Origin of the sequence: Exiguobacterium sp. AT1b (assembly GCF_000023045.1) — a bacterium.
In the GTDB taxonomy this organism is placed as follows: domain Bacteria; phylum Bacillota; class Bacilli; order Exiguobacteriales; family Exiguobacteriaceae; genus Exiguobacterium.
Window position 1 is genome coordinate 1,670,001 of record NC_012673.1, and the last position, 17,500, is coordinate 1,687,500.

The 17,500-nt window shown below is 49.2% G+C and carries 12 protein-coding genes, 3 tRNA genes, 2 rRNA genes, 1 other RNA gene and 1 other annotated feature (2 of these 19 only partly in view); of the genes, 5 read left to right on the plus strand and 13 right to left on the minus strand.

The features are described 5' to 3' along the window. The 3 genes from dnaX to tadA form a co-directional block, all read right to left on the minus strand. Positions 1 to 752, minus strand: partial view of a DNA polymerase III subunit gamma/tau gene (dnaX, locus tag EAT1B_RS08685; protein ID WP_012727755.1) — the start only. The gene continues 925 nt to the left of window position 1, outside the view; the window shows 752 of its 1,677 coding nt (coding positions 1-752); its start codon is at positions 750 to 752; its stop codon lies off the left edge, out of view. Positions 753 to 846: 94 nt separating this feature from the next. Further along, positions 847 to 1,114: signal recognition particle sRNA large type (ffs, locus tag EAT1B_RS15775), an RNA gene on the minus strand. Between the two features lie 53 nt (positions 1,115 to 1,167). Beyond that, complete coding sequence (gene tadA / locus EAT1B_RS08690) at positions 1,168 to 1,668, minus strand: tRNA adenosine(34) deaminase TadA (protein ID WP_012727756.1); 501 nt, start codon at positions 1,666 to 1,668, stop codon at positions 1,168 to 1,170. A 121-nt stretch (positions 1,669 to 1,789) separates the two neighbouring features. On the opposite strand from tadA, the gene EAT1B_RS08695 reads away from it, so the two are divergent. After that, positions 1,790 to 2,425 (plus strand): deoxynucleoside kinase, encoded by a 636-nt coding sequence (locus tag EAT1B_RS08695; RefSeq protein ID WP_012727757.1) that lies wholly within the window; start codon positions 1,790 to 1,792, stop codon positions 2,423 to 2,425. Then, positions 2,422 to 3,093 (plus strand): deoxynucleoside kinase, encoded by a 672-nt coding sequence (locus tag EAT1B_RS08700; RefSeq protein WP_012727758.1) that lies wholly within the window; start codon positions 2,422 to 2,424, stop codon positions 3,091 to 3,093. The genes EAT1B_RS08695 and EAT1B_RS08700 overlap by 4 nt, the downstream gene beginning before the upstream one ends. Positions 3,094 to 3,214: 121 nt before the next feature. Here EAT1B_RS08700 and EAT1B_RS08705 read toward each other — a convergent pair. The 7 genes from EAT1B_RS08705 to pdxS form a co-directional block, all read right to left on the minus strand. Continuing rightward, positions 3,215 to 3,304, minus strand: a tRNA-Ser gene (locus EAT1B_RS08705). A 29-nt stretch (positions 3,305 to 3,333) separates the two neighbouring features. After that, a tRNA-Ser gene (locus EAT1B_RS08710) sits at positions 3,334 to 3,424 on the minus strand. Positions 3,425 to 3,461: 37 nt separating this feature from the next. Beyond that, a tRNA-Ser gene (locus tag EAT1B_RS08715) sits at positions 3,462 to 3,552 on the minus strand. 138 nt (positions 3,553 to 3,690) lie between these two features. After that, positions 3,691 to 4,974, minus strand: a complete 1,284-nt coding sequence (gene serS / locus EAT1B_RS08720; RefSeq protein WP_012727759.1) for a serine--tRNA ligase — start codon at positions 4,972 to 4,974, stop codon at positions 3,691 to 3,693. 51 nt (positions 4,975 to 5,025) lie between these two features. Continuing rightward, positions 5,026 to 5,234: a binding site (T-box leader), on the minus strand. 18 nt (positions 5,235 to 5,252) lie between these two features. Continuing rightward, positions 5,253 to 6,500, minus strand: coding sequence for a D-alanyl-D-alanine carboxypeptidase family protein (locus tag EAT1B_RS08725; RefSeq protein WP_012727760.1), 1,248 nt, complete (start codon positions 6,498 to 6,500; stop codon positions 5,253 to 5,255). 85 nt (positions 6,501 to 6,585) lie between these two features. Continuing rightward, complete coding sequence (gene pdxT / locus EAT1B_RS08730; RefSeq protein WP_035387929.1) at positions 6,586 to 7,161, minus strand: pyridoxal 5'-phosphate synthase glutaminase subunit PdxT; 576 nt, start codon at positions 7,159 to 7,161, stop codon at positions 6,586 to 6,588. 4 nt (positions 7,162 to 7,165) lie between these two features. Further along, complete coding sequence (gene pdxS / locus EAT1B_RS08735) at positions 7,166 to 8,056, minus strand: pyridoxal 5'-phosphate synthase lyase subunit PdxS (RefSeq protein ID WP_012727762.1); 891 nt, start codon at positions 8,054 to 8,056, stop codon at positions 7,166 to 7,168. A gap of 287 nt (positions 8,057 to 8,343) precedes the next feature. On the opposite strand from pdxS, the gene EAT1B_RS08745 reads away from it, so the two are divergent. The 3 genes from EAT1B_RS08745 to EAT1B_RS08755 all read left to right on the plus strand — a co-directional run bounded on the left by EAT1B_RS08745 (position 8,344) and on the right by EAT1B_RS08755 (position 13,927). Then, positions 8,344 to 9,747 carry a PLP-dependent aminotransferase family protein gene (locus tag EAT1B_RS08745; RefSeq protein ID WP_012727764.1) on the plus strand — a complete coding sequence of 468 codons (1,404 nt, stop codon included), beginning with the start codon at positions 8,344 to 8,346 and terminating at the stop codon, positions 9,745 to 9,747. Then, positions 9,744 to 10,364, plus strand: a complete 621-nt coding sequence (locus EAT1B_RS08750) for a class A sortase (protein WP_012727765.1) — start codon at positions 9,744 to 9,746, stop codon at positions 10,362 to 10,364. Before EAT1B_RS08745 ends, EAT1B_RS08750 begins: the two co-directional genes overlap by 4 nt. Positions 10,365 to 10,504: 140 nt before the next feature. Next, positions 10,505 to 13,927, plus strand: coding sequence for an alpha-amylase family glycosyl hydrolase (locus tag EAT1B_RS08755; RefSeq protein WP_012727766.1), 3,423 nt, complete (start codon positions 10,505 to 10,507; stop codon positions 13,925 to 13,927). 39 nt (positions 13,928 to 13,966) lie between these two features. Here the strand turns inward: EAT1B_RS08755 and guaB are convergent, their stop codons facing one another. The 3 genes from guaB to EAT1B_RS08770 all read right to left on the minus strand — a co-directional run. Beyond that, positions 13,967 to 15,430: an IMP dehydrogenase gene (gene guaB / locus EAT1B_RS08760; RefSeq protein ID WP_012727767.1), complete on the minus strand. Its 1,464-nt coding sequence runs from the start codon at positions 15,428 to 15,430 to the stop codon at positions 13,967 to 13,969. Between the two features lie 250 nt (positions 15,431 to 15,680). Further along, positions 15,681 to 15,797, minus strand: a 5S ribosomal RNA gene (gene rrf / locus EAT1B_RS08765). Positions 15,798 to 15,850: 53 nt separating this feature from the next. Beyond that, a 23S ribosomal RNA gene (locus EAT1B_RS08770) occupies positions 15,851 to 17,500 on the minus strand; it runs 1,263 nt beyond the window's last position.

A 17,500-nucleotide genomic window follows, 5' to 3' on the forward strand; every position in this document is an offset into this window, starting at 1 on the left:
TCGAGCAACGTTTCATCCGTCACGGCACCCGTGACTTCTAACACCGCTTCTTCCGTCAACCGCCCATCACTGAATGCGAGCGCCTGATCAAGTAAGCTAAGGGCATCTCGCATCCCGCCATCGGCAGCACGTGCGATGAGTTTCAACGCTTCCGGATCGTAGTCATGGTCTTGGTCGTTCAAAATATAGGCCATCCGCGTTTGCAATTGACTCACTTCATGTCGTTTGACATCAAATCGCTGACAGCGGGAAATGATTGTAGCCGGAATTTTATGTGGTTCTGTCGTGGCCAAGATGAATATCGCATGTGCCGGTGGTTCCTCAAGCGTCTTTAACAACGCGTTGAATGCACCGGTCGATAACATATGCACTTCATCAATGATGTATACTTTGTAACGCCCTTGGGACGGCGGATATTTGACTTTGTCTCGAATCTCCCGAATTTCGTCAACCCCGTTGTTCGATGCGGCATCAATTTCAAACACGTCGGGACTCGTCCCTTCCGTGATGGCGATACACGTCGGACAGGTGTTACATGGTTCACGTGTCGGCGCGCTTTCACAGTTGATTGCCTTGGCAATGATTTTCGCCAAACTCGTCTTCCCCGTTCCACGCGGGCCAGAAAACAGGTACGCATGTGACATCCGCTCCTCTAACAGAGCGTTTTGAATCGTACGTGTGATATGGACTTGACCGACGACCTCTTGAAACGATTGAGGTCGATATACACGATATAACGCTTGATACGCCATGAGTTCGCCTCCTTCCCTACTGTTCTTCTCTATCTCATCATACAAAAAAATCTACAGCCCGGGGGCCATAGATTGAAGTTATAAAATAAATCTGCCGCGCACCGATTTCTGAAAGCACGTCAACATGCGTTACTCATGCAGTTTGCTCAGCCCAAGCACCCCTGCGGCACACGGTACGTCACCACTTAAGGCTGCTTCCTTCCGGACCTGACCTGGTTCATGGGTGACCGTTGCGCAGGACTCAGACGTCAACGCCACTTACATAAGGCAGACCACACCAGCGCACTCCCTCGAATCGGGATTCAGTCTCGCTACAGCGGATTGCGAGTGACAGGGCACCGCTACCTCCCCACCTAGCACGGCAAATGGGTAAATGAAATTAGGCACTATCTCGAGTGCTATTACATTATACTGTTTAATCGATTGGGTTGCAACCTCTCTGATTGAGTCGTTCTTGTTTCTTCCTTTCTCGAAGCGCTCGGAAGAAATCTGTCAGGAGCTGTCCACATTCTTCTGCTAAAACATTTTCTGTCACTTCGGCTTGGTGATTGAACCGCTCATCCTGCACCAAGTTCATCAACGTCCCACAACATCCACCTTTCGGGTCGTGGGCACCGAAAATGACACGTTTCACGCGAGACAACACGATTGCGCCCGCACACATCGGACACGGTTCAAGGGTAACGTATAGTTCGCAGTCTTCTAATCGCCAATTCCCTAGTGTCTCATTGGCCGTTTCAATCGCAATCATCTCGGCGTGTGCTGCCGCCAATCGATCCGTCTCACGACGATTGTGCCCGGTTGCGATCACCTGGTCTCCCTTCACGATCACACAACCAATCGGCACCTCGCCAATGGCTTCTGCTTTCTTTGCCTCTTCGATGGCCAATTGCATAAATCGCTCATCACGTTCCATCGATTCACCTCATTTCTTGTTTAAAACTATGAAAAAAAATGAAAATCAAATCCCTCGCCATATCGCTCGTATTGTGTGCTAGAATGGAACTTGCACTTTGGATAATGGAGGATGACATCATATGTTTATAACGGTAGAAGGACCGATTGGTGTCGGGAAAACATCACTGGCCCATATCATCAGTCAGCATTTCTCGATGCAGATGCTGAATGAAATTGTAGAAGAGAACCCATTTCTCGGCAAGTTTTATGAAGATATCGAAGAATGGAGTTTCCAAACGGAAATGTTCTTCTTGTGCAATCGATTCAAGCAGTTGGATGATATTCACAAACACCACTTGAGTCAGCAACAATCCGTCGTTTCGGACTATCATATTTTCAAAAACTTGATTTTTGCTCACCGTTCGCTGAAACCGGCACACTTGAACAAGTACGAGCAGATTTATAAGATTTTGACACATGATATGCCGAAACCTGATGTCGTCATTTACTTACATGCCAGCATTGAGACATTAATGAAACGAGTCGCCTTGCGTGGACGTGAAGTGGAAGAGAATATGTCTCGTGATTACCTCGAACAACTTGCTCACGACTATGAGACGTTTGTTGAATCATATCGCGCGGCCCATCCAGAAGTGAAAATCCTCTCGTTCAGTGGGGATGAACTCGACTTTGTACACAATCCGGACGACTTGACTCATGTCCTAAAAACGATTGAGCGTGAATTAGAATTAACTAAAGGAGCCCAAATAAAATGAAGCTGATTGATAAATATAACATCCCGAACGATACGATCATTACAATCGGTGGAATGGTTGGGATCGGGAAATCAACGATCACCAATTCGTTAGCCGATGCATTGAATTTCCGAACGTCTCTCGAAAAAGTAGATACGAACCCTTACCTCGATAAATTCTATCATGATTTCGAGCGTTGGAGCTTCCATCTTCAAATTTACTTCTTGGCAGAACGTTTTAAAGAACAGAAGAAAATCTTCCAATACGGTGGCGGCTTCATCCAAGATCGTTCAATCTATGAAGATACAGGCATCTTCGCCAAGATGCACTATGAAAAAGGGACGATGTCACCAACAGACTACGAAACGTATTCTAGTTTGTTCGAGGCAATGGTGTTGACACCGTTCTTCCCGCACCCGGATCTATTAATCTATCTCGAAGGTTCGTTCGAACAAGTACTTGAACGCATTCAAATGCGCGGTCGCGAGATGGAGCAGCAAACACCAATCGCTTATTGGGAAGAGATGTACGCCCGCTACACAGAATGGATCAACAACTTCAACCTGTGTCCGGTATTGCGTCTCTCGATTGAAGAGTACGACCTCATCAACGACCCTGATTCAGTCGAACTCATTCTTGAGAAAATCGAAAAGCAACTCACGATTGCGCGCGAAGCAAAAGTGAGATAATCAATAGAAGGATTGCGCCAACGACAGCGTGATCCTTCTTTTTTGTGCATAAAAAAATCCACAGTACTTATGTCTGTGGATACAAAAAATGCATCTGCCTCTGCAGATGCCCGATTGAAAGCGGAGTTGGTGGGATTCGAACCCACGCGAGCCTTGCGACTCCTAACGGATTTCGAGTCCGTCCCCTTCAGCCGGACTTGGGTACAACTCCAGGCCTAAAAAAGTGTAAAAAAAAGAAAGTGGAGGAGGTGGTGGGATTCGAACCCACGCAGGCTGTTACACCCCTGACGGTTTTCAAGACCGTTCCCTTAAACCACTTGGGTACACCTCCAAAAGATATAAAATTGTGTGAGCCTCCAAAAAAGAAATGGAGGAGGTGGTGGGATTCGAACCCACGCAGGCTGTTACACCCCTGACGGTTTTCAAGACCGTTCCCTTAAACCACTTGGGTACACCTCCAAAGCTCATATGCAATTCGTGAGCAACAGTGTCGCTCGACATGATTTATAGTACCAACTGAAGAGACAGATGTCAAACCCTTTTGTGAAAAAACATTAAAAAAATTGAGCAGCCTCAAAATCGAGGCTGCTCAAGCGTTTAATTCGGCATTTCAATCTTTTCTTTCCCACCCATGTAAGGACGAAGAACTTCTGGGATCACGACCGATCCATCCGCTTGTTGATAATTTTCTAGAATCGCTGCGACCGTCCGTCCGACCGCTAGACCTGAACCGTTCAACGTATGCACGAACTCAGGTTTCGCATTGGCGTCACGACGGAAACGAATTCCCGCACGACGCGCTTGGAAATCTTCAAAGTTTGAGCAAGACGAGATTTCACGATATACCCCTTGTGCCGGCATCCATACTTCAATATCGTATTTTTTCGCGGCAGTGAATCCGAGATCTGCCGTACACATGCTGAGCACTTGATAAGGAAGGCCTAGACGTTTTAAGACTTCTTCAGCATGACCTGTCAACAGTTCCAATTGCTCATAAGACTCTTCCGGTTTTACGAAGCGGACGAGCTCGACTTTATTGAATTGGTGCTGACGAATTAATCCACGTGTGTCACGTCCCGCTGACCCAGCTTCAGAACGGAAGTTTGCGCTATATGCTGTATACGCGATTGGAAGTTGTGTCTCCGGAAGAATCTCTTCACGGTGCATGTTCGTGACCGGTACTTCAGCCGTCGGAACGAGGAAGTAGTTCGTGTCCGCTACTTTAAATGCATCTTCTTCGAACTTAGGAAGCTGACCCGTTCCTGTCATTGAATCACGATTGACCATGTAAGGAGGTAACACTTCAGCGTACCCATGCTCATCTGAATGAAGGTCCATCATAAAGTTGATCAGGGCACGTTCTAGGCGAGCGCCTAATCCTTTATAGAAGACGAAGCGGCTACCCGTTACTTTTCCAGCGCGCTCGACATCGACGATTTGAAGGTCTTCCATCACGTCCCAATGTTGCTTGGGCTCGAAATCAAACTCGGGCTTTGTCCCGATTTCGCGAATCGTCACGTTGTCGTCTTCCGTTTCGCCGATTGGTGTTGATTCGTGCGGGATATTTGGGATGCTGAGTAAAATCAAGTTGAGTTCTGCCTCAACTTCGCGTAACTCTTCGTCCAACAGTTTGATTTCATCTCCGAGGCGACGTGTCTCTAAGATCGGGCCTTCGGCATCTTCTTTGTTCCGCTTCAATTCAGCGATTTGTTTTGTCGCTTCGTTGCGCTTCGCTTTCTTCACTTCCACTTCGTTGATCAAGTCACGACGTTTCTCCTCTAGTTGTGGGAAGCGGTCAAGTGCACTCAAGTCTTCCCCCCGGTGAGCTAACTTTTCTTTGATTCCTTCAAAATCCTGTCGCAAACGTTTAATGTCTAACATTGCTATTCCTCCTTTTTCATATAAAAAAGGTGGCACGTCCCTTTCCCGTAGGAAAGGGACGAACCACCTTGGATCCGCGTTGCCACCCTCGTTGCTCAAAAGTTTGAGCCACTCGATGCACGTAACGTGTGCGAACGTGACCTGTTTCCAAGTCAATGCTCCGAGGCCGATTCGGTCACGTCATCTCACTAGTTTGCACCAACCACTAGCTCTCTGTCAGTAGACGTACGTAACGTACTTATTCTCATCATCGCATCTGTCATTGAATTAATCTTACTTTACAACATCTCAACTTGTTCGACAAGACTGATTTTTCCAAGTGCGAGTCGGATTTGATCGAGGAAATCCAAAAAAGCTCGTGTTATTCTCGTCAAGAACGAGGCGGTATCGACCGACTCCGCTGTAACAAGTGCCATCTTAGGAGGAGCCTCTCCCTCTAAATAGCGTACGTTCTCCGAAGAATCGATGGTGACCATGCCTGCCTGTGTGTCAGCCTTAATCGGAGCCTCTAAATCAAGCAGATCATATTCGGGCTCCGGTACGGGTCTTCCTTTTTCGACTAATACTTCAAAGTCGTTCGTCGTTCGGACCGCGACTTGCTCTTCCTCGCCTTGAGAGACCGTTGCCATCTTGGAGATTGTCTCCCCCATCCGCAAGATTGGGGTCATCACGAAATCTGCATAGGCATAATCATGTAGCGCTTTCGTTGCTGCATAACGTCCCTCGTCCGATGTTGCACCGAGGACGACCGACAAAACGGTACGCCCATCCCGTGTAGATACGCCGATGAAACAATATCCCGCCTCATTCGTCGTTCCTGTCTTGAAGCCGAGCATTCCCGGATAAGCGAGGTCACGATTAGCGAGCATGCGATTCGTCGCATCAAATCGAACACCGTCGACGTCCACGTATGCCCGCTTCGTCACGTCGAGCACTTCCGGATACGTCGTCAAATACGCGATCGCGAGCTTCATCAAGTCCTTAGCAGACGTCAAGTTGTCTCCTGGTAGACCTGCAGATTCGGAATCGAGTCCTGAGGCGTTCGCGAACGTCGTTTGGGTCATCCCGAGTTCATCGGCCCGACGATTCATCTCTTTGACAAATGCCTCTTCCGAACCGGATACGGCCTCCCCGAGCGTTACGGCCGCTTCATTCGCTGAACGAATCAACGCGGCATCGTATAACTCTTTGACGGTATATGGTTTATTTAACAGCGGGATTCGTGCCAACCCCGGCTTTCTCGTCAACGCCAAAGCAGCATCGCTCGGTGTGATTTCTTGTGTCCAACTGAGTTTCCCTGCTTCAATCGCCTCACGCGTCAAAAATGCAGTCATCAGCTTCGTGATTGAAGCCGGCTGAAGCATCGAATCTTCTTGTTTGGCAAATAGAACTTGTCCTGTCGTCACGTCTACAAGCATCGCGCTTGCTGCATCCACTTTCGGAGCGGCCGCAGAGGCAGCCGATGGCAACATGGTCTGTATGACGAATACGACAGTGAGCAATATGATGAAATAACGGGCCTTCACATCGTTTCCCCTTTCTGTACGCTTCTTTGTTCAGTGTAACAAAAAATAAGTTTGAAGGACCCCCTTTTTGCGAGGTCCCTCAAACTTATACATGTTGACTCTGATTCGCTTTGACCATCTCGATAAAATAGCGATGTAACGAGAGGTCATCCGTCAATTCGGGGTGGAACGAGCAAGCAAGATACTGATTGTAACGGACCGCCACAATCGCTTCCTCGACTTCAGCGAGCACATCTACTTCTGGTTCAACGCGTGCCACTTGTGGGGCACGAATGAAGACCGCTTCGACTGGCTCATCGATTCCTTTCACTGGAAGGTCGACCTCAAAACTGTCGACCTGACGTCCGAACGCATTGCGTTTCACTGTCATCGGGATTTTTTTCAAGTGGGCGTCATACCCTTCGACTTCGTTCGCGAGAAGAATCATGCCGGCACATGTGCCGAACATCGGTAACTTTTCCATCTCTCGAAGTGGTTCGAGCAGACCGTAACGGTCGAGTAGTCGACGCATCGCCGTGCTCTCTCCCCCTGGTAACACGAGTCCGTCAATCGCTTGCAAGTCTTCTAGCGAGCGGACTACAACGGTTTGGGCACCGAGCGTTTCCAGCATGCGAACATGCTCGCGAATCGCACCTTGCATCCCTAATACGCCAATCGTCACCATCTTACCAGCCTCGTGGTGCCATGAGTTCTTCTTCTTTGAGCGTGCGGACGTCAAGTCCTTTCATCGCCTCACCCAATCCTTTTGACAAGTGCGCGATCCGCTCATAGTCATCGTGGTACGTCGTAGCTTCCACGATGGCACGTGCAAATTTCTCTGGATTCTCTGCTTTGAAGATCCCTGATCCGACAAAGACTCCGTCTGCCCCGAGATGCATCATCAAGGCAGCGTCCGCTGGTGTCGCAATTCCACCTGCCGCAAAGTTTACGACCGGGAGACGACCCGCTTCACGAATCTGCATCAATACTTCAAACGGTGCACCGAGGTCGCGCGCCTCTGTCATGACCTCATCCACACTCATCGACAAGAGACGTTTCACTTGCGCTTGGACTGTACGCATATGACGAACCGCTTCGACGATGTTCCCTGTTCCTGGCTCCCCTTTTGTACGAATCATCGCTGCCCCTTCACCGATACGGCGGGCTGCTTCACCGAGGTCGCGTGCTCCACATACGAACGGCGCCGTGTAGTCGCGCTTGTACAAGTGGAACTCTTCGTCGGCTGGTGTCAACACTTCGCTCTCATCAATGAAGTCGACCCCCATCGACTCGAGAACGCGTGCTTCAGCGATGTGCCCGATCCGGCATTTTGCCATAACCGGTACAGATACTGCCCCCATGACATCTTCAATGATTGTCGGGTCAGCCATACGGGCAACGCCACCCATTTTACGGATATCTGATGGTACACGTTCGAGCGCCATGACAGCCACAGCACCGGCAGCTTCAGCGATCTTTGCCTGTTCGGCGTTGATGACGTCCATGATGACGCCACCTTTTTGCATTTCTGCCATCCCACGTTTTACTTTATCTGTCCCTACTTGTCTCTTTTCCATTGAAATCCCTCCATTGGTTCGTGTTCTACTTGCTAGTATAAGTTGTATTGACTATATTAAAAGTGTCAGTTTCTTATTATTTAAAGTGGTCAGTTTAAATAAAGGACTCCATTTCATCTATCCCGAACCTGTTGAAGTATAAAGGAGGAATACGTATGTTAAACCGTGATTCGTTTGATGGGGGTCATCGTGCCTCATTCGGTACACCCGGGATTGTCTCTTTCATCATCATTCTTGGGTTTATGCTCTACTTCTTTTTTGGTTCATAAAGAAAGGAACGTCACACCATGGACATGCTTACCTTATCGCTTGATCAAGAGTCGTCCATCCCGCTTTACGAGCAATTGTACAAACACATTCGGGATGCCATCCTCGACGATACGTTAAAAACAGGAACTAAATTACCTTCAAAGCGTAAGCTCTCTCAATTTTTAGATGTGTCGCAGACAACGGTCGAGTTCGCATATGCCCAGTTACTCGCCGAAGGATACATCGAATCCATTCCTCGAAAAGGATTTTATGTGTTACCACAAGAGGAGCTGTACGTCCGGCGCTCGAGTAGCACCATCGCCCCGACACCTCCACGAAAGACGTATGCTTATGATGTTTCCCCGAGTCAAATCGACACGACTGCCTTCCCGTTTGAACGGTGGAAGCGACATATCAAACATGTCGTCGATGACGTGAATCATGAATTACTTGCGTTAGGTTCTGTTCAAGGAGATATAGAATTGCGTCAAGAAATCGCCACGTATCTCTATCACTCTCGCGGCGTACAGTGCTCACCAGAACAGATCATCGTCGGCTCCGGAACGGAACAGCTGTTGCCACAGCTCTTGAATCTCTTACCGGACTCGTCTATCTTCGGAATCGAAGACCCTGGCTATCCGCTCACGCGCCTGTTGTTCGAGCAACAAGGACGCACATCGATTCCGATTCCGGTAGACGATAGTGGTGTTTGTGTGAATGAGCTCGAGCGTCATGCAATCGATGCACTATATGTCACACCTGCTCATCAATTTCCGACAGGGACCGTCTTGTCCGTCAGTCGAAGACAACGTTTGTTAAATTGGGCACTCGTCCATCAGACGTATATCATCGAAGACGATTACGACAGCGAGTTTCGCTATAGCGGCAAGCCGATCCCGTCCCTGCAGAGCATGGACCCGAACGAACGGGTCATCTACATCAGTACGTTTTCAAAATCTCTCATGCCATCCTTACGCATCGGCTATATGGTCTTACCGACACCTTTATTAAACCGTTATCGGGAACGACACCGGTATTTCACCTGTAGCGTTCCCCGGTTCGAACAACAAACGTTGGCCCTATTCATGTCGAGCGGTGACTTTGAAAAGCATTTGAACCGGATGCGAAAAATATACCGTCGTAAGTTAGAAAGTGTCCTCGCTGCCTTCCGACCATTCGAACCGACCGTCACCGTGACCGGAGCAAGTGCCGGACTGCACGTCGTGTTGACCATCGCCACCGAGCGAACGGAACAAGAATTGAAGCAGTCCGCCGAATCCGCGGGAATCGCCATTAAATCCATGAACGACTATCGCATCGTGTATCCAGACTCCCACAAGCAATTTCTGTTCGGGTTTGCGCATTTGTCTGAGTCGACGTTACCTGACGTGATTGAGCAGTTGATGGTTGCGTGGGCAGTTGCAAAAGGAGGAAAATCATGAATCGACGTATCCGATGGTTCATCGGACTTTTACTCATCGGGAGCGGCGTCCTCTTTTTGACGAGCCCGATTTGGAAAAATGCCATTGCTAGTTCGACGAGTGAATACGTGATAGAACAGATGGAATTTCAAGAAGAGAGCGAATTGGATCCAAGCTATGATTTCAAAGCCGTCAGTCCACTCTCTGTATCGGACGTCCTACAAGCGCGCAATCGGTTTCATGATTTGCCGACAATCGGTTTGATTTCGATTCCCGATGTCTCACTGAAACTTCCCATCATGAAAGGATTGGACAATGAAAGTCTCGCGGTAGGCGCCGGAACGATGCATCCTGAACAAGAGATGGGCAAAGGGAACTACGCGCTCGCCGGCCACTATTTACAACGAGCGACCGCTCTATTCGGACCGCTCCATGAAATCGAGGTCGGTGCGACGATCTACCTTCAGGATGAAACGCAAACGTATGAGTACGTAGTCACTTCGCTTGAAACCGTCTCTCCTGAACGAGTCGATGTATTAGATGACACCTCCATCCCAACCATCACGTTAATCACGTGTACGTTCGATACGACAGAGCGCCTGATTGTAAAAGGAAAGCTCGTCGCTCCATCCTCTTGACCGCTTCTCCTTTGAAAATAGGAGAGGCGGTTTATTATTTTTGCAAAAACATATTGTGAGCGCTTTCAAGTTCCGCTAAACTGTTTTTGAAAACGTTTGCATAAAAGTGTGCAAATACATTTGACAGGAAGAGGTGCCTCATGAAAAAAACAACCGCTCGTCAGGCTTCGACGCTGATCCTTTCCGGAGCATTACTCATTCAAGCCGGTGTCCCGATGAACGCATTGGCCGAACCGACTACGATGACGATTGATGGATCGAAAACAGACTGGACTTCAACCCCAGCTCTTGCGACTTCCCCGGCTACAGGTTGGCAAGGATTTGATGTCGGCGATTTATACATACAAAACGATGCCCAACATCTTTATTTTTATGTAGATGCGAACAATGTCCCGAATTGGGGTGACAACGGACAATACATTAATATCGCCCTTCAAATTAACGATGAGGATTCTGGCATCTCTAAAAATCCACTCGGATACCCATTCGACTTTACAGGCGTCGACAAGGCACCACAATATCATATTCTCGTTCGTGTCGACGGCGATCAAAAAGTCAAAGAGGCGGCCCTCTATAAGGCCGGACAGGATACCCCTCTCTTACAATTGAACCAATTGAACGGGGCGGCTTTCGCAGTGGACCGGACGAAAGGATTCGAAGGAAAGATTCCGCTCTCCTTACTCGGGCTAAACAATGGAGACCAAGTCCGTGCCTTGACTGTATTGAGCGGCAATAATGCAGGAGAACATGGTGCGTTCGATACGATTCCAAGTAACGCGGCCAACCAATTGGCGAACAGCTGGAACGTCGCTGCTACTCCGTCGACGCAATCTGTGTATAGTGCCCCGTTCACGTTAAATGGGGTGGAGACGATTGATCAGCTTGAGGTCGTTTCGGTGACCCCGGTTTCAGCCTCAATCGACGTGGATGTGTCTGCCCCAATCACATGGACGTTCAACGAACCCGTCCGTCTCGATACTGAAGCAGTCACGCTACAACAAGGAGAAACGCAGATCCCGGTCGACGTGACAGTGAACGGTTCGACTGTGACACTTCAGCCGAAAGAGGCACTCGCCCTCGATACGTCCTATACGGCGACGATCTCAGCGGACGCAGTGACCGGGACGATTTCGAACACGTCACTCCCTGCCTTGACGACTTCGTTCAAAACGGCAACCAAGCTCGCCGATCCGTGGGAAACGACTCGTTATATCGAGATGAAATATGTCCGCGCGGATGGAGATTATACGGATTGGAACTTGTGGACGTGGAGCACCGGCAAAAAAGACGGCCAAGTTGATCCATATCGTATCACGGAGGAGGGTGCCATCTTCCGAATTCCCGTCGGTCAAGACGCCACCAAAGTCGGATTTGTGATCCGAAAAGGAACGGATTGGGCTGTGAAGGACGCATACGGAGAAGACAGATACGTCACGCTTGGAGAAGACCGTGTCACGAAGGTCCGCGTCGAAAGCGGTAAAGGGACGTTCCATCAAGTTCCGACGATTAACGGACCGGTGTACGGTACAGACGGGATCAGTTTCTTCTATCGCGATGTAGCACTCTATGAATCCGGAAAAATGAGTGAAATCGAGCAGGTCGCACTCAAAATCAATGGTGAAACTTATCCGATGACGTATGAGGCTGAAAACGAATGGTTCCGTCACACCGTGCGCTTGCCTGAAGGCGTTCATAATTACACGTATCTCGTCACAAAAGACGGGGTGACGACTGAAGTGAAGGATCCGTACTTTGAGTCTTCTCAAATCGAGTATCGCCAACCGACCGTTAAACTCACTTCTTCAGTCAGTCCAAAAGCGATTAGTTCCCGCGAAAATGCCGTCCTACGGGTGAAACCAACTTTACCGAAGGGCGTGACGCTTCGTGAACTCTACATCGATGCACGACCTCTCGGTGGACCCGCTAAGTTGCACATCGACCGTGCATTGAATGCACAAACCATTGCGGTGAAAGATACGGTCAAACCAGGAAACAAGACGCTCTCTGTCACAGCCGTCGACCAATATGGAAATGTCCATCGCTCGAAGACCACCATCCGTGTCGTTCCGAAATCGATGAAAGAGAAACAAGCCTTTGATTGGGATGAGGCACGAATCTACTTCATGCTGACCGACCGTTTCTATAACGGGGACGTGTCCAATGACAATCCGAACCGTGAGTACTACGACAAAGACCATCCGGAATCATACCACGGAGGAGATTTTGCGGGCGTCACGAAAAAGCTCGATTATCTAGATGACTTAGGCATCAATACAATCTGGATCACACCGATTGTGGATAACATCGATTGGGATTTGCGTTATGGGAAAGACGGATCTCAATATGGCTATCACGGATACTGGGCGAAAAACTTTGAGAAACTTGATGAACATCTTGGAGATATGGCCGCATTCCATAAACTCATTGACGAGGCGCATAAGCGCGGCATCAAAATCATGGTCGATGTCGTCTTGAACCATCCAGGCTATGGCATGGAACCAGGCGCAAGTTCAGACGTCACGAATTTCCCGACGGATGCGGAACGCCAAGTATTCGATGGCATGATTCGTGAGAATCCGGTTGACGGGGACGACCAAAGAATGTCCTTGTCCGGTCTTCCTGATTTCAAGACCGAGGAAGCGGCCGTGCGGGAGCAATTGGTCAAATGGCAGACCGATTGGATCAAACGTTCGAAAACGAAAAAAGGAAACACGATTGACTATTTCCGTGTCGATACGGTCAAACATGTGGATTCAACGACGTGGAAGTCATTCAAAAATGAGCTGACAACAATCAAACCAGATTTCAAACTCATCGGCGAACACTATGGTGCCAGCATCAACAACACAGGCGGCTATTTGAGAAGTGGTCAAATGGATTCCTTGCTCGACTTCGATTTTAAATACCAGGCCGAGCGATTCGTAAACGGCAACGTTGAAGATGTAGAAAAAGCGCTCCAATACCGGAATAACCAATTATCGAATGAAGCAACACTTGGACAATTCTTAAGTAGCCATGACGAAGATGGATTCCTCGTCTCGCGTGCAGGTGGAGATACAGGCAAGCAAATGGTCGCTGCTGCCCTTCAGATTACGGCCAAAGGTCAACCGGTCATCTATTACGGAGAAGAGGTCGGACAATCTGGGAAACATGCAGGGGATATGGACAAAGGTGAATTTAACGAGAACCGCTATGACTTCGACTGGTCACGTGTCAAAGGAGAAGGGAAAGCGATGCATACGCATTACCAGAAGCTATTGAATATTCGTGCAGACTATTCTCACGTATTCAGTAAAGGAACACGTTCATCCGTCGCTGTGAATGCTACTTCTGGTTATTCGATCTTTGAGCGGGCCTACGGCAAACAGTCTGTTCTTGTCGGATTGAACACGAAAGAAAAAGCGCAAACCGTTTCATTTAAGACGTCGTACAAGGCGAAGACCGTTTTGATTGACCGCTATAGCGGCAAGTCATACACGGTTCAAAAAGACGGGAAGGTGACCGTTTCACTTCCTGCACAAGATCAGGGAGGAACTGTCATTTTAGTCGAGAAACGCAAATAAAGAACCGCCATCCTGAGTGAACAGGATGGCGGCTTTTCATTAACGTGAATAGTTTGGTGCTTCTTTTGTGATGTTGACATCGTGTGGGTGGCTCTCTTGGAGTCCAGCACCTGTCATACGAATGAACTGTGTGTCTTCACGAAGGGCACGAATGTCGGCAGCGCCGCAATACCCCATACCTGAACGAAGACCACCGATCAATTGATAGACCGTGTCAGCTAGTTCACCGCGATACGCGACGCGACCTTCGATACCTTCTGGAACGAACTTTTTGTCCGCTTCTTGGAAGTAACGGTCTTGACTACCACGTTTCATCGATGCTTCCGATCCCATACCACGGTACGTCTTGAATTGACGACCTTGGTAGATTTCCATCTCACCTGGACTCTCTTTCACACCTGCAAGCAAGCTTCCGAGCATGACTGCGTTGGCTCCTGCGGCAATCGCTTTGACGATATCACCAGAGTACTTGATTCCACCGTCAGCGATGACTGAGACACCGTGCTCTTTCGCTTCCATCACACAATCATAGACTGCTGTGATTTGTGGAACACCGACACCTGCGACAACACGTGTCGTACAGATTGAGCCTGGTCCAATCCCAACTTTAATGACGGATGCTCCTGCTTCAATCAATGCACGTGTCGCTTCTGCTGTCGCCACGTTCCCTGCGATGATTGGAAGAGATGGGAACATATCACGTAATTCACGAACTTTTTCAAGTACGCCAGCTGAGTGGCCGTGTGCCGTATCGATGACTAGTGCATCCACACCTGCTTCAACCAACACTTGAGCACGTGAGGCCGCGTCTTTCGTCACACCGACTGCAGCTGCGACAAGAAGACGACCTTGCTTATCTTTTGCTGCGTTCGGGAACTGTTCGACCTTCTCGATGTCTTTCGTCGTAATGAGACCTTTCAATACACCGTTCTCATCGACAAGTGGAAGTTTCTCGATGCGATGTTGATGAAGGATGCGCTCGGCTTCTTCAAGTGATGTACCCACTTTTGCTGTGATAAGGTTCTCTGTCGTCATGACATCTTTGATCACCGTCGAATAGTCTTTGATGAAGCGAAGATCACGATTCGTTAAAATACCAATCAATTGACGCTCTTCTTCTGAGTTGACGATTGGAACGCCCGAAATACGGTACTTACTCATCAAGTATTCTGCATCATATACTTGACGGTCTGGAGTTAAATAGAACGGATTTGTGATGACACCATTTTCTGAGCGCTTTACGCGATCGACGTGCTCAGCCTGCATTTCCATCGACATGTTCTTGTGAATGACACCTAAACCGCCTTGACGGGCCATAGCGATTGCCATTGGGGCTTCAGTGACGGTATCCATACCAGCACTGATGATTGGAATATTTAATTCGAGTCCTTCACAGAGCTTCGTGCTTAAATCAACATCACGTGGTAAAACATTTGAAAACCGTGGTACGAGTAATACATCATCAAATGTTAAACCTTCTTTTGCAAACTTATTTTCCCACATAAAAATTGATGGCCCCTTTCTCGTTCTACCTACATCTTTGTTTCGAAATATTTCTGTAATGGTAACAGGTATAACGCAAAAGTGCAATTCAATTCCCGATGTTCAGAAAGTTCAGAATTGTGTTCATTGACTTAAATTATATGCAAATTGTTCGGAATTTCATTGTGTGGATCAGTAGATCCTGGAGTTCGGTTTCATTATGAACGTAAAAAAACGACCGAGCGTATGCTCGGTCGTCCTCTGCGTTGTTGCCTGGCAACGTCCTATCCTCACAGGGGGAGATCCCCCAACTACTTTCGGCGCTGAGACGCTTAACTTCCGTGTTCGGCATGGGAACGGGTGTGGCCGTCTCGCTATCGCCACCAGACTTTAGGGCTTGTTCCCTGAAAACTGAGGATTCATCAACACAAACCATTAGACTAGATCAAAGCCTCGACCGATTAGTATCATTCAGCTCCACGTGTCGCCACGCTTCCACCCATGACCTATCTACCTCATCGTCTCTGAGGGGTCTTTCTTGATTGCTCAAAGGGAAATCTCATCTCGGAGGGGGCTTCATGCTTAGATGCTTTCAGCACTTATCCCGTCCGCACGTAGCTACCCAGCGGTGCTCCTGGCGGAACAACTGGTACACCAGCGGTGCGTCCATCCCGGTCCTCTCGTACTAAGGACAGCTCTCCTCAAATTTCCTACGCCCACGACGGATAGGGACCGAACTGTCTCACGACGTTCTGAACCCAGCTCGCGTACCGCTTTAATGGGCGAACAGCCCAACCCTTGGGACCTACTCCAGCCCCAGGATGCGATGAGCCGACATCGAGGTGCCAAACCTCCCCGTCGATGTGGACTCTTGGGGGAGATCAGCCTGTTATCCCCAGGGTAGCTTTTATCCGTTGAGCGATGGCCCTTCCATGCGGAACCACCGGATCACTAAGCCCGACTTTCGTCCCTGCTCGACTTGTAGGTCTCGCAGTCAAGCTCCCTTCTGCCTTTGCACTCTTCGAATGATTTCCAACCATTCTGAGGGAACCTTTGGGCGCCTCCGTTACTGTTTAGGAGGCGACCGCCCCAGTCAAACTACCCGCCTGACACGGTCCTCCAGCCGGATCACGGCTGCGAGTTAGAGACTCTATACGCAAAGGGTGGTATCCCAAGGGTGTCTCCACCGAAGCTGGCGCTCCGGCTTCACAAACTCCCACCTATCCTGTACATCGCGTACAAAGCCTCAATATCAGGCTGTAGTAAAGCTCCATGGGGTCTTTCCGTCCTGTCGCGGGTAACCTGCATCTTCACAGGTACTATGATTTCACCGGGTCTCTCGTTGAGACAGTGCCCAAATCGTTACGCCTTTCGTGCGGGTCGGAACTTACCCGACAAGGAATTTCGCTACCTTAGGACCGTTATAGTTACGGCCGCCGTTTACTGGGGCTTCGGTTCAGTGCTTCTCTTGCGATGACACATCCCCTTAACCTTCCAGCACCGGGCAGGCGTCAGCCCCTATACTTCATCTTGCGATTTAGCAGAGACCTGTGTTTTTGCTAAACAGTCGTTTGGGCCTATTCACTGCGGCTTATGTCGCCATAAGCGTCCCTTCTCCCGAAGTTACGGGACCATTTTGCCGAGTTCCTTAACGAGAGTTATCCCGCGCGTCTTAGAATTCTCATCTCGCCTACCTGTGTCGGTTTGCGGTACTGGCGCCGACCTCCTCACTAGAGGCTTTTCTTGGCAGCGTGAAATCCGGTGCTTCGCCCTACGGGCTCCACGTCACAGCTCAACCTTGTATGCCGGGCGGATTTGCCAACCCGACGGCCTCGCTGCTTGTCCGTGCACTTCCAGTCGCACGGTCACCTTATCCTTCTGCGTCCCCCCATCGTTCAAACGGTGGTACGGCGGTACAGGAATATCGACCTGTTGTCCATCGCCTACGCCTTTCGGCCTCGGCTTAGGTCCAGACTAACCCTGAGCGGACGAGCCTTCCTCAGGAAACCTTAGGCTTTCGACGGAGGGGATTCTCACCCCTCTTTTCGCTACTCACACCGGCATTCTCACTTCCAAGCGCTCCACGGCTCC

What these genes read in the sequence shown, in the direction of transcription:
- tadA (WP_012727756.1), bottom strand. Translation starts at nt 1,668, where the DNA reads ATGGAACGTGATGAGCGATTTATGCAATTGGCCATCGAAGAGGCAAAG.
- EAT1B_RS08695 (WP_012727757.1), top strand. Translation starts at nt 1,790, where the DNA reads ATGTTTATAACGGTAGAAGGACCGATTGGTGTCGGGAAAACATCACTG.
- EAT1B_RS08700 (WP_012727758.1), top strand. Translation starts at nt 2,422, where the DNA reads ATGAAGCTGATTGATAAATATAACATCCCGAACGATACGATCATTACA.
- serS (WP_012727759.1), bottom strand. Translation starts at nt 4,974, where the DNA reads ATGTTAGACATTAAACGTTTGCGACAGGATTTTGAAGGAATCAAAGAA.
- pdxS (WP_012727762.1), bottom strand. Translation starts at nt 8,056, where the DNA reads ATGGAAAAGAGACAAGTAGGGACAGATAAAGTAAAACGTGGGATGGCA.
- EAT1B_RS08745 (WP_012727764.1), top strand. Translation starts at nt 8,344, where the DNA reads ATGGACATGCTTACCTTATCGCTTGATCAAGAGTCGTCCATCCCGCTT.
- EAT1B_RS08750 (WP_012727765.1), top strand. Translation starts at nt 9,744, where the DNA reads ATGAATCGACGTATCCGATGGTTCATCGGACTTTTACTCATCGGGAGC.
- EAT1B_RS08755 (WP_012727766.1), top strand. Translation starts at nt 10,505, where the DNA reads ATGAAAAAAACAACCGCTCGTCAGGCTTCGACGCTGATCCTTTCCGGA.
- guaB (WP_012727767.1), bottom strand. Translation starts at nt 15,430, where the DNA reads ATGTGGGAAAATAAGTTTGCAAAAGAAGGTTTAACATTTGATGATGTA.